Genomic DNA, 22088 nt, shown 5'->3' with positions numbered 1-22088 from the left:
CCTCCTGCCCCCGCCACGCGGGGGCGGGAGGCGCTCCTCAGAACCCCACAGCTCCACACCTTCCGTCGCTCCCCTTAGAAGTTCGGATCCGTCATATAGCGGGTGGGTCCGGAAAGGAAAGATCCAGTGCTCATCGCACAGCGCCCCACTCTGTCGGAAGAGACCGTCGACGAGTTCCGCTCGCGGTTCGTCATCGAGCCGCTCGAGCCCGGCTTCGGCTACACGCTCGGCAACTCGCTGCGTCGTACGCTCCTCTCCTCCATCCCCGGCGCCGCCGTCACCAGCATCAAGATCGACGGTGTCCTCCACGAGTTCTCGACCATCGAGGGCGTCAAGGAGGACGTGACCGAGGTGATCCTGAACCTCAAGGGCCTGGTCGTCTCCTCCGAGCACGACGAGCCGGTCACCATGTACCTGCGCAAGTCGGGTGCCGGTGAGGTCACGGCCGCCGACATCGCGCCGCCGGCCGGCGTCGAGGTCCACAACCCCGAGCTGAAGATCGCGACCCTGTCGGACAAGGGCAAGATCGAGCTCGAGCTCGTCGTCGAGCGTGGCCGCGGCTACGTCTCGGCCGTCCAGAACAAGGGCGCCGACAACGAGATCGGCCGGATCCCGGTCGACTCGATCTACAGCCCGGTCCTCAAGGTGACCTACAAGGTCGAGGCCACCCGTGTCGAGCAGCGCACCGACTTCGACAAGCTCGTCATCGACGTCGAGACCAAGCCGTCGATCCGTCCCCGCGACGCGCTCGCCTCGGCCGGCAAGACCCTGGTCGAGCTGTTCGGCCTGGCCCGTGAGCTCAACGTAGAGGCCGAGGGCATCGACATCGGCCCGTCGCCGGTCGACGAGCAGCTGGCTGCCGACCTCGCCCTCCCGGTCGAGGACCTGCAGCTGACGGTCCGGTCCTACAACTGCCTCAAGCGCGAGGGCATCCACACCGTGGGTGAGCTCATCAGCCGCTCGGAGCAGGACCTGCTCGACATCCGCAACTTCGGCGCCAAGTCCATCGACGAGGTCAAGGCGAAGCTGCACGAGATGGGCCTCTCGCTCAAGGACAGCGCCCCGGGCTTCGACCCGTCCGCCGCCCTCGCCGCCTACGGCGACGACGACGACGATGCGTTCGTCGAGGACGAGCAGTACTGATCCCGCCGTACGTCATGCGTCCTGGCTGCTCCGGCAGCCGGGGCGCATGACGTCCGCAGCAGCACCACCACCGAAAACCGATCCGCCGTCCGGCGGGTCGTCTACCCCGGTACCTGACACGGCCGGAGAGAAAGGAAGAGGCAGATGCCTACTCCCAAGAAGGGCGCCCGTCTCGGCGGCAGCCCGGCCCACCAGCGGCTGATCCTCTCGAACCTCGCCACCGCGCTGTTCGAGCACGGCCGCATCACCACCACCGAGGCCAAGGCCCGGACCCTGCGTCCGCTGGCCGAGAAGCTCATCACCAAGGCCAAGAAGGGCGACCTGCACAACCGTCGCGAGGTCCTGAAGGTCATCCGCGACAAGGGCATCGTCCACGTCCTGTTCACCGAGATCGCCGAGCAGTTCGCGGAGCGTCCGGGCGGCTACACCCGGATCACGAAGATCGGCCCCCGCAAGGGCGACAACGCTCCGATGGCGGTCATCGAGCTCGTGACCGAGGCCTACAACCCGAAGCCCGCCGCGTCGAAGTCCACGAAGGCCACGAAGGCCGCCACGGTCACCGAGGCGACCGAGGTCGCCCCGGCCGAGGTCGAGGCGGAGAACGAGGCCGGCGAGACCGAGGTCGTCGCCGTCGAGCCCGACACCGAGACCGCCGAGGCGGAGTCGGTCGCCGAGGAGAGCACCGAGGAGTCCACGGAGGACGCCGCTGAGGCGCCTGCCGAGGAGAGCACCGAGGAGGAGAAGGCCTGAGGCCTTCGGATTCCGAGCGAGGGGCCCGTCACCGCGAGGTGGCGGGCCCCTCGTGCGTCTCGCGCGTGTCTGATCCCAGGAGCGACTGGTGAGTAGGCTCCCTGGGTACGCTGCACGGGTCCGACCCCGACCGGTGGTTGCGGCAGCACGTCCCCGTTGACTCGGTTCGGAGGCACTTCCCATGCCCGCGTTCTTGGCCCGCCTGCCGGAGTTGCGTGCGTGGGGCTTCAACGTGCTGGTGTGCTGCGCCGGCCTGGCGTTGTTCGTGCTGGCCTGCGTCGAGGCGTTCGCCGATGCCGGCACGGTGCCCTGGGCGATGTGCGTGGTGGGCGTCGTGCTCACCGTGGTCATCTCGCGGTTCCCGATCGTCATCGACCGCGGCGACGGCGGCGGGATCGAGATCGGCTTCGACTCCAGCATCCTCATGTTCATGCTCTGCACCCTCGACCTGCCCGAGGCGCTGGTCGTGTGGTCGTGCGGAGTCCTGGCGACGCAGGTGATCAGCGACCGCCGGCTGTCCTCGAAGCTGTTCAACATCGGCGTCGGGATCCTCGCCGGCTTCCTGGCCGGACTGGTCCTCGTCGAGGTGCGCGGCGACAGCATCGGTACGCCGCGCGAGCTGGCTGCCGTGGCGCTCGCGGCGGCGGCGTACTTCCTCGCCGACCTCGTGCTGTCGGCGGTCTCGGTCGCGATCAGCACGAGCACCGGCCTGGGCCAGCATCTGCTCCAGCGGCAGATGCTGCTGGCGCTGGCCTGCTTCGTCCCGTTCGACACGCTGGGCTACCTCGGCGCCATGGTCTACCGGTCGCAGCCGTGGTGGACCGTGATGCTGCTCGGCGGGCCGCTGGCGACGCTCCTGGTCGCCACCAAGGCCGTCACCAGGGGCAGCGAGCACGCGCGGCGGCTCACGGTCCTCTTCGACGCGGCGCTGCGCGCCCAGACGCTCTCGGACCGGAACCAGATCGAGGAGGCGCTGGTCGCGGACGCCCGCCGGCTGCTCCGGCTCCCCGAGGTCGCGCTGCACTCCTCGCCGCCAGGGCGCGGCGAGATCGGCGCGCCGGTCCAGCGCCGCGGCATGCCGAGCTGGGTGGTGGCCAAGGCCAAGGAGCGGGCGCGGTCGACGATCGGCGCGGACGAGCAGGCGCTCCGCGCGCTCACGGCGGTCGCCTCCGACGCCTTCGCGCGCCTGGAGCTGATCGACGAGATGGTGCACATCGCGCGCCACGACCCGCTCACGGACCTGCCGAACCGCGGCATCCTGCTGGACCGGGTCACCGACGCGCTTGCCCGGGGCCGGGGGCACGAGGCGCCCGTCGCCCTGCTCTTCATCGACCTCGACGGCTTCAAGCCGGTCAACGACCGGTTCGGTCACGCGGCCGGCGACCAGCTGCTCGTCTCGCTGGCCGGCCGGCTCCGGGCGCTGGTGGGAGGCGCAGGCACCGTCGCCCGGCTGGGTGGCGACGAGTTCGCGGTGCTGTTCGAGGACCTCGGCCACGACGACGTCGTGGGGGTGTGCGAGCGCGTGCTGGAGGCGATCCAGCAGGAGGTGAGCATCGCGGGCCACCGCATCTCGCTGCGCGGCAGCGCCGGGCTGGCGGTCGCGGCCCCGGGCGACTCCGCCGCCGGCCTGCTGCGCAACGCCGACCTGGCGATGTACGTCTCCAAGGAGGAGGGGCGCGGCCGGCTGGTCGAGTACGACGCCTCGATCGGCCGCGCCCGGCTCGAGCGGCTGGAGCTGGTCGACGACCTGCGCGGGGCGATCGAGCGCTCCGAGATCGAGGTCGTCTACCAGCCGGTGCTCCTCGTCGACGAGCGACGGATCGTCGGCGCGGAGGCGCTGGCACGCTGGAACCGCCGGGGGAGGCCCGTGCCGCCGGACGTCTTCATCAAGGCGGCCGAGGAGGCCGGACTGATCGTCCAGCTCGGCGACGTCGTGCTGCGCAAGGTGGTGGCCGACTCCGTCCGCCTGCGCGAGGCGGTCGACGGGCCGTTCTCGATGGCGATCAACGTCTCGGCGCGTCAGCTCGCCGAGCCGGGCTTCGTGCGGAGCATCGAGCAGGCGACCGCGGAGGCCGCCGGTGTCACGCTGATTCTGGAGATCACCGAGCGCGAGGGCATCGACGTCCACGAGCGCATGCTCGACGCGATGCACGCGATCCGGGCGGCGGGCGTGGAGTTCGCCGTCGACGACTTCGGCGTCGGGTTCTCCTCCATCAGCTACCTCCACGACCTGCCGGTCCAGGTCATCAAGGCCGACAGCAGCCTGTCGCAGGGCATCGACACCGACGAGCGGGCCTGGGCCCTGCTCCGCTCGGTCATCGCCATGGGCCACACGCTCGGCCTGGCGGTCGTCGTCGAGGGCATCGAGCGGGAGTCGCAGCTGGAGCTGCTCAGCGGCGTGGACGGCCCGGGGCTGTGCGCGCAGGGCTACCTGATGTACCGCCCCATGCCCGCCGAGCAGCTGATCGCCACTGTGGTCGCCGACCGGCAGGACGCCGACGACCGGGTCGGGTGAGCCCAACGCGACCCACGTCACGGAAGGAGTGCCGTCTTCTGGGCGTTACGGGGTAACGGACCTGTGGTCCGGGCGTCGGGCCTGCGGGCCGACGCGCTCGTCCATCGATCACCAGAAGAGGAACCCCATGCGCCTTCGTCGCCTCGTCCCCGTCCCGCTGCTGCTCGCCCTCGGAATCGGGCTGGCCGCCTGCGGCGAGCCGACCGACCGCGGCGCGGACGGCGACGCCGCTCCGGCCGCCGGCGGTACCTCGCTGGAGAAGATCCAGGAGGCCGGCGTACTCAAGATCGGCACGGAGGGCACCTACCGGCCGTTCAGCTTCCACGAGGGCGGCACCGGTCCGCTCACCGGCTTCGACGTGGAGATCGCCCGCGCCGTCGGCGAGCAGCTCGGCGTCGAGGTGGAGTTCGTCGAGACGCCGTGGGACGCGATCTTCGCGGGTCTGGACTCCGGCCGCTTCGACGCGATCGCCAACCAGGTCTCGATCAACCCCGAGCGCGAGGAGCGGTACTCCTTCTCCACGCCGTACACCGTCAGCCCCGGCGTGGTCGTGGTGAGCAAGGACGACGACAGCATCAGCTCGTTCGCCGACCTGAAGGGCAAGACCACCGCCCAGAGCCTGACCAGCAACTGGTACGAGGTCGCCAAGGACAACGGCGCCCAGGTGCAGCCGATCGAGGGCTGGGCGCAGGCCGTGACCCTGCTCAAGCAGGGCCGTGTCGACGCGACCGTCAACGACGTGCTGACGTTCCTGGACTGGCAGAAGACCGAGGGTGACACCAGTCTGAAGATCGCCGCCGAGTCCGACGAGGTCTCCGAGAACGCCATGGCGTTCCGCCAGGGCAGCGACGACCTCGTCGAGGCCGTCGACGAGGCGCTGGCCGACCTGGCCGCCGACGGCACGCTCGCGGCCATCTCGCAGAAGTACTTCGGCGAGGACGTCACCCAGTAGTGGACCTCGACTTCGAGCTGCTCGGGAGGGCGTTCTGGCCGCTGGTCAAGGGCGCCCTCCTGGGGACGATCCCGCTGTCGCTGATCAGCTTCGCGCTGGGCCTGGCGATTGCGATCGTCATCGCGCTGATGCGGATCAGCCGGCACCGCTGGCTCGCCGCGCCGGCGCGGGTCTATGTCTCGATCATCCGGGGGACGCCGCTGCTGGTGCAGCTGCTGGTGATCTTCTACGGGCTGCCCGAGGTCGGCGTGACGCTCGATCCCTGGCCGACCGCGATCATCGCGTTCTCGGTCAACGTGGGCGGGTACGCCGCCGAGATCGTCCGGGCAGCGATCCTCTCCGTCCCGCGCGGCCAGTGGGAGGCCGCCCACATGATCGGCATGGACCGCACGCTCACGCTGCGGCGGATCATCCTGCCGCAGGCGGCGCGGGTCTCGGTGCCGCCGCTGTCGAACTCGTTCATCAGCCTGGTCAAGGACACCGCGCTGGCCTCCCTCGTGCTGGTGGGGGAGATGTTCCGGCGTGGTCAGGAGATCGCCGCCGAGAGCTCGCAGTTCCTGCTGATCTACATCGAGGCGGCCGCCATCTACTGGGTCATCTGCCTGGTGCTGTCCTTCGGGCAGACCCGGCTGGAGGAGAGGCTGGATCGTCGTGTCGCCTGACGCCCTGCTCGAGGTCCGCGGCCTGCACAAGGCCTTCGGCGACCACGTCGTGCTGTCCGGTGTGGACCTGACGGTGACGCCCGGCCAGGTCGTCGCCCTGATCGGGCCGTCGGGGTCGGGCAAGACCACCGTGCTGCGCTCCCTCAACGGGCTGGAGCGTCCCGATGCCGGCGTGGTCCGGATCGGTGAGGTGTCGGTCGACTTCGGCGCCCGGCCCTCCCGCGCGCTGGAGGACTCGCTGCGCCACCAGAGCGCCATGGTGTTCCAGCACCACAACCTCTTCCCCCACCTGACGGTCCTCGAGAACGTCACCGAGGGTCCGGTCCGGGTGCAGCAGCGTCCGCGCGCCGAGGCGGAGGCCGAGGCGCGCTCGCTGCTGGAGCGGGTGGGTCTCGCCGACAAGGCCGACGCCCAGCCGCACCGGCTCTCCGGCGGCCAGCAGCAGCGGGTCGGCATCGTCCGCGCCCTCGCACTGCGGCCGAAGCTGCTGCTCTTCGACGAGCCCACCTCCGCGCTCGACCCCGAGCTGGTCGGTGAGGTGCTCTCGGTCATCAAGGAGCTGGCCGAGCAAGGCTGGACCATGCTGATCGTCACTCACGAGCTCGCCTTCGCCCGCGACGTCGCCGACCAGGTGGTCTTCCTCGACGGCGGCCGGATTGTCGAGCAGGGCCCGCCGGCCGTCGTACTCGGCGAGCCGACGCAGGAGCGCACCCAACAGTTCGTCGAGCGCCTCCTGCGACCCTTCTGACCCACCGCCTCGCCGGTCGAGCCGGCCGCTCTCCGTTGGTCGCGCCGGTTCTTCGTCGGTCGAGGAGCCGCTATCTCGTTGGTCGAGCCGGCGAGCCGCTAGGCGAGCCGTGTCGAGACCATCCAGGGCGTGCCAATGCCCCCGCCTACCGGGTGGGGTGGCGGGGTCAGGGGCGGGTTGGATGTCGAGTGGTGTCGATGCTGGTGGTGCCGTCGGGGTCGACGTGGAACGTCAGGCCGTGGGGGCTGCGCCAGACATAGACGCCGGGGTCGAGCAGGTCGTAGCTCCAGGCGGTGTGGGTCTTGATCCGATGATGCCGTCGGCACAGCGGCGCGAGGTTGCAGGAGCAGGTGGGCCCGCCGGCGGCATGAGCGGTGTGGGCGGTGATGTGGTCGGTGTCGCAGCTCCGGGCGGGGCGGGTGCAGTGCGGGAACACGCAGCGCCCGTTGACCAGGGCCACCTGCTCCCGCAGCTTCCCTGACGGCTGGTAGCCGGTGGTCTCGAGGTGCTGGTTGAGGTCGAGCACCGGCCGCACCGTCACGGTCGTGTTCTGGATGGTGAGCCATTCCCGGAGCTGGTCGAGGGTGATCATGCTGCGGGTGTTCTCGATCCGCACGAACGGGTCCGGCGTGCCGGAGCGGTCGACGTCCAGGTGGGCGTAGAGCACCACCTGACGCCGCGGCACGGGCACCCGCGCATCGCCCGGCTCCTCGGTCTGCTTATCGGAGTCACTGGTGAGGTTGAGGGTGAGGTCGTTGCGGGCGATCTCGCCGAGGGCTTTGGCGCGGCGTACGTCGAGGGAGTCGGTGGAGCCCAACTGGGCCAGGGTGGTGGCGACCGCGTGGAGGGCGTCGTCGAGGTCGAGGGCGTCGGCCAGGTCCAGGATGCCGTGGAGCTGCACACAGCCGTCGGTGGTGACGTGCCGGGTCTCCACGGTCACGTAGCGGCATTCCCGCGCTGCCTGGGCTTGGGCTTGAGCCCGGTCGGGGTCGAAGCGGGTGAGGGCCTCGGCGATGGTGCGGTCCAGCTGGGCGGGGCCGACCTTGTGCGCCACCGGCGCCAGCTGTCGGTCCACCCATGCCGCGGCCTCCCACGACAGGCCGAGGGTGGCCTCGGCGATGCGGCGGGCCTGCCAGGGCTGCACCCGCCCGGCGGTCAACCCGGCCCAGGTGCGAGGGAGCCGGTAGCGGCACTCCATGACCTGGCCGAGCCAGATCCGACCGGAGTCGGTGGAGCGACCCAGCACCGCGGCGAGCTCGGCGATGGCGAACTCCGCCACCAACGGCGCACCCTCACCGGCGATCGCGACGGCACCTTCGGTGCCCGGCAGCGTCGCGGCCTGCGTGAGCGAGTCGACGGAGTGCATCGCCGCCCAGCCGATCGCGTCGACCATGATCTGGACCTCGGCGGTCCGGGCGGCCTCGCGGTGGATGCGCAGGTCGGCCAGCACCGCGGCCGGGGCGTCCGGCGTGGTGTCGAGGTCGATGCCCGGGCTGGTCATGGGTCCACTCAAGCACCCGGCACCGACAGTCACCGCGAGCCCGCCGCCGCGCTTGTGGAGGGCCGATCATGGGTTCCGACACCCTGGCTCCCAGCCGCATCACGGGTGGTCTCGACACGGCTCGCCTGGCGGCTCGCCGGCTCGACCAACGAGGGGGCCGGCTCGACCCACGAGCGCATGACGGCGCTTGACAGACGTTTGGCAAGAATAGGCACAACCTGTTCGGCATCGGTTGTCATGGGGGTGACAAGTCCTGCTTCTGTCCGTCCCGCCTTGCCGGGAATCGCTTGCCGCGGCGGGCTGGGGCGGGCTTCCTTGACCTGATGTTCGGGCGCCAGGGAGGTCGTCCGACTCGACGGGGAGGTTCGGTGAGCAACGGGGTCCCGGTGCCGAAACCACGGCAGCCAGCCCACAACGGCCCGCGTCCCAGTCTGCCCACGCAGGTGGTCGATGCGCTGCGCCGCGCCCAGGAGCCGATCATGGCGGCAGTCACACGCCACCTGGAGGGCCAGGCTCGCGGTTACGCCGGCGGGTCGGCCAAGCCGCCGGGCCGGCTGGTGTGCGCGGCCGTGAAGGCGGCCGCCGACCTCTATGTCGCCGAGGCGGCTGGTGGTCAGCCTCCGCGTACGGGCACCGACCAGTTGTTCGCGCGGTTGGGCCGGGTCGAGGCCGAGGAGCGGATCCACCTGGATCGGATGCACGCGGCATGGCAGGTCACGACCCGCCACGCATGGCGTGAGATCTCCCGCCATTGCCGTCAGGCAGGTGCGGATGCGGGTGCGCTGACCGTCCTCGGCGAGCTGTTGCATGAACTCATGGAGGAGCTCTTCCGCTACGTCGAGGCGGGCTTCCTCCAGGCGACGCGGCCGCACGACGTACGGGCCCGTCTCGGCCGCATGCTGCTGCTGTCGCCGGGCAACGACGCACTGCCGAGCCTCGCTGCTGCCGCGTGCTGGCAGCCGCCGAAGCTGGCGGTGGTGGCTGTCGTGGAGCATGCCGCACGCCGGGCTGCACCCGACCTGCGCCAGCTCTCCGCAGCGGTCTTGGCCTGGTCGGACACGTCGCGCACGACCGTCATCCTCGACGCTGCGCGGTACGAAGAGCTACGGCCCGCGCTCCTGGCCGCGGTGCGGCCGTCGCCGGTCGCGCTGATGGGTCCGGTGGGGCTGGAGACGCTCGGCGACGCTCACCGGTGGGCGCGCCAGGCGCTCGCCCTGAGGCGCGACGGCGTGCTCCCTGCCGATCCGGTCGTCGACTGTGCGGAGTGGCTCGACCTGCTGTTGGCGGCGTCGGATCCTCCGCTGCTGAACCACGTCACCCGAACGGCGCTGCACCCGCTCACGGATCTCGGCCCGCACCAGCGCTACATGCTGGCGCTCACCCTGTACGACGCGATCGTGCGTGGTGGGTCCGCACGCGAGATCGCCGTCCGGCTCGACGTCCATGCGAACACCGTCCGTCACCGCCTGCGCCAGCTCGAAGGCCTCTTCGGGGACCGGATGCAAGAGCCGCGTGGTCGCATCGTCCTGGTGATGGCGCTCAACGCCGTCCTGCCCGGTTGGCGTGACGCAGCCAAACGCGGAGCGAACCGCCGCTGATCCAAACGCCCGCGCACCGCGCCAGCGGGGCGTCGGGCGGCTCAGCCCTCGCCGGGGTCGATGAGGTCCAGTGGGCTCATCTCCAGCGCCTCCGCCAGCAGGAAGATGGTGTCGAGCCGGGCGTTGGCCGGCCCGGGGCGCCCGGTGACGGGGTCCTTGCGGTTGTTGCGGTTGTTCTCGATGTTCTGGATCTGGTTGCGGGAGATCCCGGTCCGCTCGGCGAGCTGCTCCTGGGTGAGGCGCAGAGCGACGCGTCGCTCGAACACCCGCTTCGCCAACAGCTCCGCAGACCGGTAGTAACCGGCGGGAGGTTGGCGGTTGGACACGGGTCAACACTGGCTGCGCCCCGCGACGGAGTCCGCCCAACGAAGTTGGCTATTCGCCGCACCTGTTGGGCGCTGCGCTACGACACACTGGTCTCGACGACGCTCGCTGGCGCTCGCTGCTCGACCGGCGGGATCGGTCAGGTGAGGAGGGTGCGGAGCTCGATGGCGTTGGTGATGGCGTGGCCGGAGCCGTCGTTGTCGAAGTAGCCCCAGACCGTGCGGCCCTCCCGGCGCCAGGCCTCCACCTGCGAGGCCCACGACTCGATCTCGGCGGGGGAGTAGCGGCCGGCGTACAGCGGGGCGGAGGTGGGGCCGTGCCACCGGCAGTAGACGAACGGCGCGGTCGCGCGCAGCACGGTGTGCAGGCCCGTGCCGTGGGTGACGACGAAGGCGGCGCCGTGCTTCTCCAGCAGCTTCGCGACGTCGTCGTGGTCCCAGGAGGGGTGGCGCAGCTCCATGGCGACGCGTACGTCGGCCGGCATGGTCGCCAGGAACGCCGCCAGCCGATCGTCGTCGCGCTCGAAGTCGCCGGGCAGCTGGACCAGTACCACGCCGGCCCGGTCGCCGAGGAGTCGCGCCGCCGCGGTGAGCCGCCCCGCCCAGGCGGCGTCCGGGTCGTTGAGCCGGCGGCCGTGGCTGAGCCACCGCGACGCCTTCACCGACATCGCGAAGCCCGGCGGCAGGCCGGTCGCCCAGGAGCGGAAGGACCGCTCGCCCGGCCAGCGGTAGAACGACGCGTTGAGCTCGACGGTGTCGAACCGCTCGACGTAGTAGTCCCGCCAGCGCGCCTTGCCCAGCTCGGGCGGGTAGAAGACCCCAGCCCAGTGGCCATAGGTCCATCCCGAGGTGCCGATCCGCACGCCGTCCATGCAGGTGCGGTACCCGAGCGGTGGGAGGATGCAGCCCGTGCGCATCCGGATCGACCTCGCCTACGACGGCAGCGACTTCCACGGCTGGGCCGTGCAGCCGGGGCTGCGGACGGTGCAGGGCGAGGTGCAGCAGGCGCTCGCGCTGGCGCTGCGGGTCCCGGAGGTGTGGGTGACCTGCGCCGGGCGCACCGACACCGGCGTGCACGCGCGCGGCCAGGTGATCCACGTCGACACCGACCCCGAGACGCTCGAGCGGAGCGCCGGGCGGTCCGCCCTGCCACCGGCGCAGGCGCTGGTCCGCAAGCTCAACGGCATCCTGCCGGCCGACGTACGTGTGCAGGCGGCGCGGGAGGTTCCCGACGAGTTCGACGCGCGGTTCTCCGCGCTGTGGCGGCGCTACGCCTACCGGGTGGCCGACCGGCCGACGGCGTACGACCCGCTGACTCGCCACCACGTGCTGCACTGGCCGCGGGAGCTGGACCTGGCGGCCATGAACACCGCCGCCGCCGACCTGCTGGGGCTCCACGACTTCACCAGCTTCTGCAAGGCGCGGGAGGGCGCCACCAGCATCCGTCGCGTCGAGCGGCTGCACTGGGACCGTGACGCGTCCGGCACCGCGACGATGACCGTCCTGGCCGACGCCTTCTGCCACTCGATGGTGCGGGCGCTGGTCGGCTGCCTGCTGGCGATCGGGGAGGGTCGCAAGCCCGTGGCGTGGGCCGCGGAGATGCTGGAGCGGGCCGAACGCTCCTCCGACATCCACATCGCCTCGCCGCGCGGCCTGACGCTGGAGGAGGTCGGCTACCCGCCCGACACCGACCTCGCCGGCCGGCTGCTGATCACCAAGGCCCGACGCCAGGAGAGCGAGCTCGGATGAGCGAGGACCACTACTTCTCCGCCGACCCCTCGGTGGCCTTCAAGCGCGCCCCGGTGACCGCCGAGGTGTGGGGACAGCGGCTCGAGCTCGTCAGCGGCAGCGGCGTCTTCGCGCAAGGGCGCGTCGACATCGGCACCTCGGTGCTGTTCCGCGAGACCGAGCCGCCCGCGCCGGGCCGGATCCTCGACCTGGGGTGTGGGTACGGCGTCATCGGGCTCGCCATCGCGTCGCAGTGGGCTCGGCAGGGTCTTGCCGCGGGCTCCGTCACCGGTGTCGACGTCAACGAGCGGGCCGTGCTGCTGGCCAACGAGAACGCCTCGTCCCTCGGGGTCGCCGACCGCTACCGCGCGGGGACGCCGGAGCAGATCGGGGTCGAGACCTACGACGAGATCTGGAGCAACCCGCCGATCCGGATCGGCAAGGAGGCGCTCCACGAGCTGCTGCTCACCTGGCTGCCGCGGCTGGTGCCCGGCGGGCGCGCCGTGATGGTGGTTGGCAAGAACCTCGGCGGGGACTCGCTGCAGGCGTGGCTGACCGGTCAGGGCTTCCCGACCACGCGCCTCGGGTCGGCCAAGGGGTTCCGCGTTTTGGAGTCGCGCCGGCCCTGAGTCGCCGGACGTCATACGAGCGGGTTGTTCTGGCGACCACTTCGTATGACGGCCGCCAGACGTCATACGACCGGGTCGCCCTGACGACCACTCCGTATGACGTCGGCCCCGACGGCCGCCGGACGTCAGACGACCGGGTCGCCCTGACGACCACCTCGTATGACGCTCGCCCCGAGCCGCACCGGCAGCGACTCCAGCCCATGCACGATGGACAGCTCCCGGAAGGCCAGCTCGCCGACGTCCTCGGTGGCCACCTCGATGTCGGGGAAGCGGTGGGCCAGCGCCGTCAGCGCCGCCCGCAGCTCCATCCGGGCCAGCTCCGCACCCACGCAGCGGTGCAGCCCGTGCCCGAAGGCGAGGTGGGCGGTGCCGGCGTTGCGCAGGTCGAACTGCTCGGGCCGCGGTACGACGCCGGGGTCGCGGTTGGCGCCGCTGAGCGAGACCACCACGACCGATCCCTTCGTGACCCGGTGGCCGAACAGGTCGTGGTCGTGGCGGGCGAAGCGCGGGAAGGCGATCTGCACCGGGCACAGGTAGCGCAACAGCTCCTCGACCACGGTGTTGACCTGCTGCCGGTCGCCGCTGCGCAGCGCCGCCATCGCCTCGGGGTGCTGGGTGAGCACGTAGGTGCCCATCGAGAGCATCGACGCGCTCGTCTCGTAGCCGCCCAGGAACACCCCGTCGGCCAGGCCGCCGAGCTCGACGTCGTCGAACTCGTCGCCGCGGGTGCGGATGATCTCGCCGATCAGCCCGTCGCCGGGATCGAGCCGCTGCCGGCGTACCTCCTCGATGAGGAAGGTGCGGGTCTCGGTGGCCGCGCCGAACACGCCGGCCCCGCCCTCCGACACGTCGAACCGGGCGGCGCCCAGGGCGTGGAACGCCTCGCGGTCGGAGTCGCGGATCCCGAGCAGCTCGCAGATCACCCGGAACGGGATCTCGAAGCCGAAGTGCGCCACCAGGTCGACGACCGGGCCGCGCCGCTCCAGCTCGTCGAGCGCCTCGGCCACGATGCCGTCGATGAGCCCTTCGAGCCGCGCCAGCCGCCGCATCGTGAACTCCGGCGTGAGCAGGCCGCGCAGCCGGGTGTGGTCGGGGGCGTCGGTCATGCCGAGCCCGCCGATGCGCTCGGCCTCGGTGCGGGGCCGGCTGCCGAGCAGGTGCCGCATGTCGTTGCTGTAGGACCGCGCGTCGGCGAGCACCGCCTTGGCCTCCGCGTGCCCGGTGACCAGCCAGACGTCGAGCCCGAGGATGTTGGCGATCTTGAGCACCGGCCCCTGCTCCGCACGCGCTTCGCGCAGCGCCGGGACGGGGTCGACGCCGTGCCGCCGCAGCGGGTACGTCGCGTGCTCGGGCACCTTGCGCAGCGTGGTGATGTCGGGGATCGGAGACGACTGCCGGCGCAGGGCGAAGCGCAGCGCGCGACGGCGAACCGGTGCCGGTACCCAGGTCAGCGACATGGGGAACAGTCTGGACGGTCGTGTCGGTCGATGGCCATCAGGGTCACCCCGGGTTCAGCCCTCGGGGTGCTCCCCGTGCAGCACCGAACGGAACAGCGCGAAGGTCTCCTCGACCGCCGCCTGGGCGCCCCGGGAGTGCCGCCCCATGTCGACGAAGCCGTGGATCAGGCCCGCGAAGGTCCGCAGCTCGACCGGTACGCCGGCCGCCTCCAGCTTCCGGGCGTACGCCGTGCCGCTGTCGCGCAGCGGGTCGAACTGCGCCACCACGACCACGGCCGGGGCGACCCCGGCCACGTCGCCCCGGAGCGGGGAGAGCCGCGGGTCGGACGCATCGGCGCCGGCGGCGTACTGCTCCAGGAACCAGACCATCGTGGCGGTGTCGAGGAAGTAGCCCTCGGCGTTCTCGACCAGGCTCGGGTAGTCGCCGGCCACGTCGGTGGCGGGGTAGATCAGCAGCTGGCCGGCCAGGTCGCGACCCTCGTCGCGGAAGGTCTGCGCGACCACCGCCGCCAGGTTCCCGCCCGCGCTGTCGCCCGCGACCGCGACAACGCCGGTGCCGCCGAGCCCGACCTCGGGCGTCCCGGCCTGCTCGGCGACCCAGCGGGCCGCCGCCAGCGCGTCCTCGACCGCGGCGGGGAACGGGTGCTCCGGCGCGAGCCGGTAGTCGACCGACACGACGACGGCCTCGCAGTCGCGCGCGAGCGTGCGGCAGGTCAGGTCGTGGGTGTCGAGGTCGCCGATCACCCAGCCGCCGCCGTGGAAGACGACGATCGTGGGCAGCGGACCCGCGCTCGGCCGGTAGACCCGGGCCCGGAGCTCGCCCGCGCCGCCGGGCACGGTCGTGTCGCGCACCTCGGCGAGCTGCGGCACCAGCGCCGGGTCGAGGAGGTCGACGGTGAGGACCCGGAAGCCGCGCCGCGCGTCCGCGGGGGTCTGCTGCCACATGGGGGGATGACCCGCCTGCGCCAGGAAGGCGAGCAGGCCTGCCAGCTCGGGGTCGAGGGAGGGATCCAGCGCAGGATCGAGGGCGGGGGTGGTGTCGGTCACGCCGCAAGTAAAGAGGGCCCGGCCGTCGGGCGCAATGCTCGCGTCCGCCGCCGTCGTGCGGGGGAGAAATGGGGTGTGCGCCGCGGCGATCCGGCGGAGGATGTCGGTTCGTGGGCCACGTCGATGTCGCGAACGTCAGGTACGAGCTCCCGGACGGCCGGGTGCTCCTCGACGACGTCTCCTTCCGCGTCGGCGAGGGCGCGAAGGTGGCGCTGGTCGGCGCCAACGGCGCGGGCAAGACCACCTTGCTGCGGATCATCACCGGCGAGCTGCAGCCGCACGGCGGCGTCGTCACCCGGACGGGCGGGCTCGGCGTGATGAGCCAGAAGGTCGGCGTCTCGCCCGGCGCGACCGTCGAGAACCCCACGGTCGCCGAGCTGCTGCTGAGCGTGGCGCCGCCGCGCATCCGCGCCGCGGCCGCCGATGTCGAGCGCTGCGAGCTGGCGCTCATGGAGACCGACGACGAGCGCACCCAGCTGCGGTACGCCGAGGCACTGGCCGAGTACGCCGACGCCGGCGGCTACGACCTCGAGGTCACCTGGGACGTCTGTACGACGGCCGCCCTGGCGATCCCCTACGACCGGGCGAAGTACCGCGAGCTCGCCACGCTCAGCGGCGGCGAGCAGAAGCGGCTGGTGCTGGAGTACCTCCTGCGCGGCCCCGACGAGGTGCTCCTCCTCGACGAGCCGGACAACTACCTCGACGTGCCCGGCAAGATCTGGCTCGAGCAGCGCATCCGGGAGTCGGACAAGACGATCGTGTTCATCAGCCACGACCGGGAGCTGCTCGCCAACACCGCCACCCGGATCGTCACCGTCGAGCTCGGCTTCTCCGGCAACACGGTGTGGACGCATCCCGGCGGCTTCGCCAGCTACCACCAGGCGCGGCAGGACCGGTTCGCCCGGTTCGAGGAGCTGCGCCGCCGCTGGGACGAGGAGCACGCCAAGCTCAAGGCCCTGGTGCTGCGCTACAAGACCAAGGCGGCGTACAACGACGGTCTGGCCTCGCAGTACCAGGCCGCGCAGACCCGGCTGCGCAAGTTCGAGGAGATCGGCCCGCCGACCGAGCAGCCCCGTGAGCAGCAGGTCCGCATGCGGCTCACGGGCGGTCGCACCGGCAAGCGCGCGGTCGTGTGCGAGCAGCTGGAGCTGACCGGGCTGATGAGGCCGTTCGACCTGGAGGTCTGGTACGGCGAGCGGGTGGCCGTGCTCGGATCCAACGGCTCGGGCAAGTCGCATTTCCTGCGCCTGCTCGCCGCCGGCGGCACCCGGCCCGACCTCGAACACCTGCCCGTGGGGGAGATGGTCATCGAGCCCGTCGCCCACCGCGGGCTGGCGAAGCTCGGCGCGCGCGTGCGCCCCGGCTGGTTCGTGCAGACCCACGACCACCCCGAGCTGCGGGGCCGGACCCTGCTGGAGATCCTGCACCGGGGCGACCAGCACCGCGACGGCATGCCGCGCGAGCAGGCCAGCCGGGTGCTGGACCGCTACGAGCTCAGCGCCAGCGCCGAGCAGACCTTCGAGTCGCTCTCGGGCGGGCAGCAGGCGCGGTTCCAGATCCTGCTGCTGGAGCTGTCCGGCGCCACGCTGCTGCTGCTCGACGAGCCGACGGACAACCTCGACGTCCAGTCCGCGGAGGCGCTGGAGGACGGGCTGCGGGCGTTCGCCGGGACCGTCGTCGCGGTCACCCACGACCGGTGGTTCGCCCGCGACTTCGACCGGTTCCTGGTCTACGGCGCCGACGGCACGGTCTACGAGTCCGACGTGCCGGTGTGGGACGAGGGCCGCGTAGAGCGGGTCCGATGACGGCCCTGGAGATCGTCCGCGTGCACCCGGACGACGACGTGGCGCATCCCGGGCTGTTCGCCGCCTGGTACGCCGCCTACGCCGAGGCGGCGGCCCACGGCCGTGGCGAGTCGGCTGACGTGTGGCAGCTCGAGGAGCTGCGGGCCGAGCTCGCCAGCGAGGGTCGGGAGCGCCGGAGCCTGGCCTTCGCCGGTCTGCGCTCGGGAGCGGTGGTGGCGGCCGGCTGCGTCGAGCTGCCGCAGCTGGACAACCTCCGCCGCGCCGAGGTGGGCGTCTTCACGCCGCCGGAGCACCGCCGACGCGGCTTCGGAACCGCCCTGCTCGAGCACCTCGTCGAGGTGGTGAGAGCCGAGGGCCGCACCATCCTGGGCGCCGAGGTCCGCTGGCCGTACGACGGCGGGACCGACGACCAGCGCGCCGGAGTGCTCTTCGCGCGCTCGCACGGCTTCGACCTGGTGCTGGAGGAGGTGCAGCGGACGCTGCGGCTCCCGGTCGCCGAGGAGCGGCTGGCGGAGCTGGCCGGTCTCGCGGCCGAGCGGCACCCGGCGTACCGGCTGCGCTCCTGGAGCGGTCCGGTGCCCGAGGAGCTGCTGCCCGGCTGGGCCGAGCTCAGTGCCAGCCTGGAGACCGAGGCGCCGACCGGAGACCTGGCGATCGAGGCGACGACGGTCGACCTGGCCGCCGTACGCGAGGCCGAGGACCTGCAGGCCCGGCAGGGCCGGCGGTCGGTCAACGCGGTGGCGCTGGACGCAGCCGGCCAGGTCGTCGCCTACACCCAGCTGATGACGACGCGCCACGAGCCGGACCGCGCCTACCAGTGGGGCACGCTGGTGCGCCGCGACCACCGCGGCCACCGGCTCGGACTGGCGGTGAAGGTGGCCGCCCTGCGGCTGCTGCAGACCGCCGACTACCCCGCCATCGGCCGGGTGATCACCTGGAACGCCGAGGTCAACGAGCACATGATCGCGGTCAACGAGGCGCTCGGCTTCGTCCCCAGCGAGCGGCTCGGGGAGTTCCAGAAGCTGCTCGGGTGAGGGTCGCGGAATCCCCGGTTAACCGGGGGTTCCGCGACTTCGGGGGCGTTGCAACGCCCCCGAAGTTCAAGTTTCACCGGTTCACCGGGGATTCCGCGGCCGGCCAGATTCAGGACCGCGCCGTCCCCGCGTCGGAGTCCAGCGTCAGGGTGACGGTGTGCTCCTTGCCGCCGCGGGTGTAGGTGACGGTCACCTTCTCGCCGGGCCGGTAGGACCGGACGGTCGCGACCAGGCTGTCGGAGCTCACGATGAGCCGGTCGTCGACCTTGGTGATGATGTCGCCGACCTTGAGCCCGGCCTCGGCGGCGGCCGAGCCGGCGCCGACCTCGCGGATCTCCGCACCGTTCGCGGGGAACGGCGAGCCGTCCTCCGGCTGCTCGGGGGCCGGAGACTCCTCGGGTGCGCCGAAGCCGGGGAAGCCGCCCTCGGGCTGCTGCGGCCGGCTCTGCTCCTCGCCGGCGCCGACGTCGCGCACCGTGATGCCGAGCCGGGCGTGGGTGGGCTCCTCGCCCGCGATCATCTGGTCGATGATCGGTCCCACCGCGTCGATCGGGATCGCGAAACCCAGGCCGATCGAGCCGGCCTCGGTCAGCCCCGAGGAGGTCGTGCGGATCGAGGAGTTGATGCCGACCAGGCGGCCGGACATGTCGACCAGCGGGCCGCCGGAGTTGCCCGGGTTGATCGCCGCATCGGTCTGGATCGCGGGGTAGACGGTCGCGTTGTTGGCGCTGTCGGAGCCGACGTTGACCGGCCGGTCCAGCGCGCTCACGATCCCGCTGGTGACCGTGGAGCTCAGCCCGAAGGGCGAGCCGATCGCGACCACCTGCTGCCCGACCTGAAGGTCGCCGGACTTGCCGATGGTGGCCGGCTTGAGGCCGGAGACGTCCTGGGCCTTGATGACGGCGGTGTCGGTGAGCGAGTCCGTGCCGACGATGGTGGCCGCGGCGGTGCTGCCGTCGTTGAAGTCCACCCGGATCTGGCCGCCGTCCCCGGCCACGTCGACCACATGGTGGTTGGTGAGGATCAGCCCGTCGGCCGAGAGGATGATGCCGGAGCCCGAGCCCTGCTCCTGGCCGCCGGCCACGTCGATCTGGACCACCGAGGGCAGCACCGAGGCGGCGACCGCCTGGACCGAGCCCGACGGGGCCGTGGTCGAGGTGGTGGTGTTCTCACCGCTGTCGGTGACGCCCGCGAAGATGCCGGAGCCGCCGCCGTCCTCCTGCGTGGCGTCGTGGAGCGCCGCGCCGCCGTACCCCGCGCCACCGGCGACGAGCACGGTGGCCAGTGCCGCCGCGGCGATCCCGCGCCGTCGACGGGGGGCCGGGGGAGCAACGACCGGCCCGGCCACCGTGCTCGTGGTCGGAGGGGGACCGGAGGGTCCCGGGTAGGTGCCGAAGCTGGGGTAGGGCCGGGTGGGCTCCTGGTCGGCGCGGTCGGCGTCGTGCGGCCGCTCGGGGTGCTCGCTCATGGCTCCACGATGCGCCCGGAATCTGTGACGACGCTGAGACGTCGCTGTAGCAGTCGGAAGAACCGAGTGGCGCCCGGGGACGTCGGGACGGAAGGATCGCGGCCGTGCCGTCCCGTCCCGCGCTGCTCCGGCACCCCGACCTCCGGGACTTCCGGCTGCTCGTCGCCGGAGCCACCGCGAGCTCGTTCGGCAACGCGATCACCCCGGTGGCGCTCGCCTTCGCGGTGCTCGACCTCGGCGGCTCGGCCAGCGAGCTCGGCCTGGTCGTGGCGGTCTTCGCCCTGCTCGAGGTCGTCACCGCCCTGTTCGGCGGCGTGCTGGGGGACCGGATCCCGCGCCGGCTGATGATGGAGGGGTCGGCCGCCGGCAGCGCGCTGGTGCAGGCCACGCTCGCGGCCAGCCTGCTGACCGGCGTCGCCACCATCCCGCTCCTGGCCGTGCTCGGTGGCCTCACCGGCGTGCTGTCCGCCCTGAGCCAGCCGAGCTCGCGCGCGATGACCCGGCTGACCGTGCCGGCCGCCGACCTGGCCCGTGCGGTCGCCACCCGGACCATGCTGCAGACCTCCGCGATGACCGCCGGCTACGCGGTCGGCGGCGTGCTGGTCGCCGGCGTCGGATCCGGCTGGGCGATCGCGATCGACGCGGCGACGTACGCCGTCTCGGCGGTGTGCTTCGGACGCATCCGGGTCGCGCAGGCCCGCCCGGAGGGGCCGCGGACCTCGATGCTCGCCGACCTCGGCGAGGGCGTGCGCGAGGTGCTGCGGCACACGTGGCTGTGGCTGATGATCCTGCAGGCGATGGTCTACCACCTGCTCTACGGCGGGGCGCAGGGCGTGCTGGGGCCGGTCGTGGTCGGCGAGGGGATCGGCCGCTCGGCCTGGGGCTTCGCGATGGCCGCGCTGATGGCCGGCTTCGTCGTCGGCAGCGTGGTGGCGATGCGCTGGCGGCCGCGCCGCAGCCTGTACGCCGGCGCGTGGCTGCTCTGCCTGACCGCGCTGTTCCCGCTCGCGATGGCGCTGTCGGGCAGCCTGACGGTCATCCTCGCCGGCGCGTTCCTGCACGGCTTCGGGCTGCAGCTGTTCGACATCTTCTGGGACCTCTCGATCCAACGGCACGTGCCGGAGGACAAGCTCGCCCGGGTCTACTCCCTCGACGTGGTCGGCTCGTTCGTGGCGCGGCCGGTCGGTCTCGCGCTCACCGGACCGGTCGCCGAGGCGGTCGGCCTGCACCGCTGGCTGCTGGTGGTCGGCCTGGCGATGCTGGCCGTGGAGGTCGCCGCGCTGTTCTCCCGCGAGGTCCGGCGGCTCTAGCGAGCCTCGGGGCCGGCCGGGCGGACGCGCGGGCCCGGCAACGACGACGGCCGCCACCCGAGGCGGGTGGCGGCCGTCGTACGGCGGAAGGGCGAGGCTCAGGCCCAGCGCTCCGCGGCGGGCACGAAGTCGAGCGTGCGCGCGCCGGTGTAGATCTGCTTGGGCCGGGCGATCTTCTGCTCCTTGTCCTGGGTCAGCTCCAGCCACTGCGCCAGCCAGCCGGGCGTGCGGCCGATGGCGAACAGGACCGTGAACATCTCCGGCGGGAACTGCAGCGCCTCGTAGATGAGGCCGGAGTAGAAGTCGACGTTGGGGTAGAGCTTGCGCTTGACGAAGTACTCGTCCTCGAGCGCGATCTTCTCCAGCTCCTGCGCGATCTCCAGCAGCGGGTTGACCCCGGTGACCTCGAAGACGTCGTCGCAGGCCTTCTTGATGATCTTGGCCCGCGGGTCGTAGTTCTTGTAGACCCGGTGGCCGAAGCCCATCAGCCGCTCGTTGCCGTCCTTCACGCCCTGGATGAAGGAGGGGATGTTCTCCTTCGAGCCGATCCGCTTGAGCATGCGGAGCACGGCCTCGTTGGCGCCGCCGTGCAGCGGGCCGTAGAGGGCGCCGATGCCGGCCGCGACGGCCGAGTAGGGGTCGACCTGGCTGGAGCCCACCGAGCGCACCGCGTTGGTCGAGCAGTTCTGCTCGTGGTCGGCGTGCAGGATGAAGAGGGTGTCGAGCGCCTTGACGATGCGCTCGTCGGCCTCGTACTTCGACTCGCTCATCTTGAACAGCATCGAGAGGAAGTTGGCCGTGTAGGACAGGTCGTTGTCGGGGTAGACGTACGGCTTGCCCTGCGCGTGGCGGAACGACCAGGCGCCCAGCGTCGGCATCTTGGCGATCATCCGGATGATCTGGATGTCGCGCGTCTCCGGGTCGCTGATGTTGCTGGCGTCGGGGTAGAACGTCGAGAGGGCCCCCACCGACGCCATCAGCATCCCCATCGGATGCGCGTCGTAGCGGAAGCCCTCCATGAAGCCCTTGACGTTCTCGTGCACGAACGTGTGGTACGTGACGTTGTGCACCCAGGTGTCGTACTCCTCCCGGCTCGGCAGCTCGCCGTGGATGAGGAGGTAGGCCACCTCGAGGAACGTGGACTTCTCGGCCAGCTGCTCGATCGGGTAGCCCCGGTACTCCAGGACGCCCTTGTCGCCGTCGATGTAGGTGATCGAGCTGCGGCAGGAGGCGGTGTTCACGAAGCCCGGGTCGTAGACGGCCAGCCCGGGCTGATCCTCGGCCGGCTTGATCTGCCCGATGTCGGCGGCGCGGATGGTGCCGTCGGTGATCGGGACCTCGTACTCCAACCCGGTGCGGTTGTCGCGCACGGTAAGGGATTCAGTCACGGGGTTCACGGTAGCCGCAGGCCCGAAGGA

At 71.7% G+C, this 22088-nt stretch carries 19 protein-coding genes; 12 read left to right on the top strand and 7 right to left on the bottom strand.

All coding sequences use genetic code 11. The features are described 5' to 3' along the window. Positions 1-126 precede the first annotated feature (126 nt). The 6 genes from VGE38_RS10585 to VGE38_RS10560 all read left to right on the top strand — a co-directional run bounded on the left by VGE38_RS10585 (position 127) and on the right by VGE38_RS10560 (position 6770). Positions 127-1143, top strand: a complete 1017-nt coding sequence (locus VGE38_RS10585) for a DNA-directed RNA polymerase subunit alpha (protein WP_331142509.1) — start codon at positions 127-129, stop codon at positions 1141-1143. Positions 1144-1287: 144 nt separating this feature from the next. After that, positions 1288-1893 (top strand): 50S ribosomal protein L17, encoded by a 606-nt coding sequence (gene rplQ / locus VGE38_RS10580; protein WP_331142508.1) that lies wholly within the window; start codon positions 1288-1290, stop codon positions 1891-1893. A gap of 181 nt (positions 1894-2074) precedes the next feature. Continuing rightward, positions 2075-4408 carry a putative bifunctional diguanylate cyclase/phosphodiesterase gene (locus VGE38_RS10575; protein WP_331142507.1) on the top strand — a complete coding sequence of 778 codons (2334 nt, stop codon included), beginning with the start codon at positions 2075-2077 and terminating at the stop codon, positions 4406-4408. 127 nt (positions 4409-4535) lie between these two features. After that, positions 4536-5360, top strand: coding sequence for an amino acid ABC transporter substrate-binding protein (locus VGE38_RS10570; RefSeq protein ID WP_331142506.1), 825 nt, complete (start codon positions 4536-4538; stop codon positions 5358-5360). Beyond that, positions 5360-6022, top strand: coding sequence for an amino acid ABC transporter permease (locus VGE38_RS10565; RefSeq protein ID WP_331142505.1), 663 nt, complete (start codon positions 5360-5362; stop codon positions 6020-6022). The genes VGE38_RS10570 and VGE38_RS10565 overlap by 1 nt, the downstream gene beginning before the upstream one ends. After that, entirely contained in the window at positions 6012-6770 is a 759-nt protein-coding gene (locus VGE38_RS10560) for an ATP-binding cassette domain-containing protein (RefSeq protein WP_331142504.1), read from the top strand. The genes VGE38_RS10565 and VGE38_RS10560 overlap by 11 nt, the downstream gene beginning before the upstream one ends. Positions 6771-6936: 166 nt before the next feature. Here VGE38_RS10560 and VGE38_RS10555 read toward each other — a convergent pair whose 3' ends face one another. Beyond that, positions 6937-8271, bottom strand: coding sequence for an HNH endonuclease signature motif containing protein (locus tag VGE38_RS10555; protein WP_331142503.1), 1335 nt, complete (start codon positions 8269-8271; stop codon positions 6937-6939). A 323-nt stretch (positions 8272-8594) separates the two neighbouring features. On the opposite strand from VGE38_RS10555, the gene VGE38_RS10550 reads away from it, so the two are divergent. Further along, positions 8595-9869: a PucR family transcriptional regulator gene (locus tag VGE38_RS10550; RefSeq protein WP_524538547.1), complete on the top strand. Its 1275-nt coding sequence runs from the start codon at positions 8595-8597 to the stop codon at positions 9867-9869. 41 nt (positions 9870-9910) lie between these two features. Here the strand turns inward: VGE38_RS10550 and VGE38_RS10545 are convergent, their stop codons facing one another. Then, on the bottom strand, positions 9911-10135 hold the full coding sequence (locus VGE38_RS10545; RefSeq protein WP_331142501.1) for a helix-turn-helix transcriptional regulator: 225 nt from the start codon (positions 10133-10135) through the stop codon (positions 9911-9913). A gap of 197 nt (positions 10136-10332) precedes the next feature. Beyond that, positions 10333-11109 (bottom strand): DUF72 domain-containing protein, encoded by a 777-nt coding sequence (locus VGE38_RS10540; RefSeq protein ID WP_331142500.1) that lies wholly within the window; start codon positions 11107-11109, stop codon positions 10333-10335. On the opposite strand from VGE38_RS10540, the gene truA reads away from it, so the two are divergent. Both truA and VGE38_RS10530 read left to right on the top strand, forming a co-directional pair. Further along, positions 11102-11941, top strand: coding sequence for a tRNA pseudouridine(38-40) synthase TruA (gene truA, locus VGE38_RS10535; RefSeq protein WP_331142499.1), 840 nt, complete (start codon positions 11102-11104; stop codon positions 11939-11941). The genes VGE38_RS10540 and truA overlap by 8 nt on opposite strands. Further along, positions 11938-12549: a class I SAM-dependent methyltransferase gene (locus VGE38_RS10530; protein ID WP_331142498.1), complete on the top strand. Its 612-nt coding sequence runs from the start codon at positions 11938-11940 to the stop codon at positions 12547-12549. Before truA ends, VGE38_RS10530 begins: the two co-directional genes overlap by 4 nt. Positions 12550-12674: 125 nt before the next feature. Here the strand turns inward: VGE38_RS10530 and VGE38_RS10525 are convergent, their stop codons facing one another. Continuing rightward, entirely contained in the window at positions 12675-14006 is a 1332-nt protein-coding gene (locus tag VGE38_RS10525) for a cytochrome P450 (protein WP_331142497.1), read from the bottom strand. A 54-nt stretch (positions 14007-14060) separates the two neighbouring features. Next, positions 14061-15053, bottom strand: coding sequence for an alpha/beta hydrolase (locus tag VGE38_RS10520; protein ID WP_331142496.1), 993 nt, complete (start codon positions 15051-15053; stop codon positions 14061-14063). Positions 15054-15163: 110 nt separating this feature from the next. Here VGE38_RS10520 and VGE38_RS10515 point away from each other — a divergent pair, with 110 nt between their 5' ends. Both VGE38_RS10515 and VGE38_RS10510 read left to right on the top strand, forming a co-directional pair. Then, positions 15164-16858: an ABC-F family ATP-binding cassette domain-containing protein gene (locus VGE38_RS10515; RefSeq protein WP_331142495.1), complete on the top strand. Its 1695-nt coding sequence runs from the start codon at positions 15164-15166 to the stop codon at positions 16856-16858. Continuing rightward, positions 16855-17892: a GNAT family N-acetyltransferase gene (locus VGE38_RS10510; RefSeq protein WP_331142494.1), complete on the top strand. Its 1038-nt coding sequence runs from the start codon at positions 16855-16857 to the stop codon at positions 17890-17892. The genes VGE38_RS10515 and VGE38_RS10510 overlap by 4 nt, the downstream gene beginning before the upstream one ends. A 109-nt stretch (positions 17893-18001) precedes the next feature. Here the strand turns inward: VGE38_RS10510 and VGE38_RS10505 are convergent, their stop codons facing one another. Then, complete coding sequence (locus VGE38_RS10505) at positions 18002-19360, bottom strand: S1C family serine protease (protein ID WP_331142493.1); 1359 nt, start codon at positions 19358-19360, stop codon at positions 18002-18004. A gap of 104 nt (positions 19361-19464) precedes the next feature. Here VGE38_RS10505 and VGE38_RS10500 point away from each other — a divergent pair, with 104 nt between their 5' ends. Then, positions 19465-20670 carry an MFS transporter gene (locus VGE38_RS10500; protein ID WP_331142492.1) on the top strand — a complete coding sequence of 402 codons (1206 nt, stop codon included), beginning with the start codon at positions 19465-19467 and terminating at the stop codon, positions 20668-20670. Between the two features lie 98 nt (positions 20671-20768). On the opposite strand, the gene VGE38_RS10495 is transcribed toward VGE38_RS10500, so the two are convergent. After that, the gene (locus VGE38_RS10495) at positions 20769-22058 is read right to left on the bottom strand and encodes a citrate synthase (protein WP_331142491.1); all 1290 of its coding nucleotides are present in this window, start codon (positions 22056-22058) and stop codon (positions 20769-20771) included. Positions 22059-22088 lie beyond the last annotated feature (30 nt).

This window comes from Nocardioides sp. (genome assembly GCF_036405735.1).
Classification (GTDB): domain Bacteria; phylum Actinomycetota; class Actinomycetes; order Propionibacteriales; family Nocardioidaceae; genus Nocardioides.
Note: the sequence above shows the minus strand (reverse complement) of the source record. Positions and strands in the feature narration are given on the sequence as shown.

Coding starts and splice junctions, on each gene's coding strand:
- rplQ (WP_331142508.1), top strand. CDS start 1,288: ATGCCTACTCCCAAGAAGGGCGCCCGTCTCGGCGGCAGCCCGGCCCAC.
- VGE38_RS10540 (WP_331142500.1), bottom strand. CDS start 11,109: ATGCGCACGGGCTGCATCCTCCCACCGCTCGGGTACCGCACCTGCATG.
- VGE38_RS10505 (WP_331142493.1), bottom strand. CDS start 19,360: ATGAGCGAGCACCCCGAGCGGCCGCACGACGCCGACCGCGCCGACCAG.
- VGE38_RS10550 (WP_524538547.1), top strand. CDS start 8,595: ATGTTCGGGCGCCAGGGAGGTCGTCCGACTCGACGGGGAGGTTCGGTG.
- VGE38_RS10555 (WP_331142503.1), bottom strand. CDS start 8,271: ATGACCAGCCCGGGCATCGACCTCGACACCACGCCGGACGCCCCGGCC.
- VGE38_RS10575 (WP_331142507.1), top strand. CDS start 2,075: ATGCCCGCGTTCTTGGCCCGCCTGCCGGAGTTGCGTGCGTGGGGCTTC.
- VGE38_RS10525 (WP_331142497.1), bottom strand. CDS start 14,006: ATGTCGCTGACCTGGGTACCGGCACCGGTTCGCCGTCGCGCGCTGCGC.
- VGE38_RS10570 (WP_331142506.1), top strand. CDS start 4,536: ATGCGCCTTCGTCGCCTCGTCCCCGTCCCGCTGCTGCTCGCCCTCGGA.
- VGE38_RS10530 (WP_331142498.1), top strand. CDS start 11,938: ATGAGCGAGGACCACTACTTCTCCGCCGACCCCTCGGTGGCCTTCAAG.
- VGE38_RS10510 (WP_331142494.1), top strand. CDS start 16,855: ATGACGGCCCTGGAGATCGTCCGCGTGCACCCGGACGACGACGTGGCG.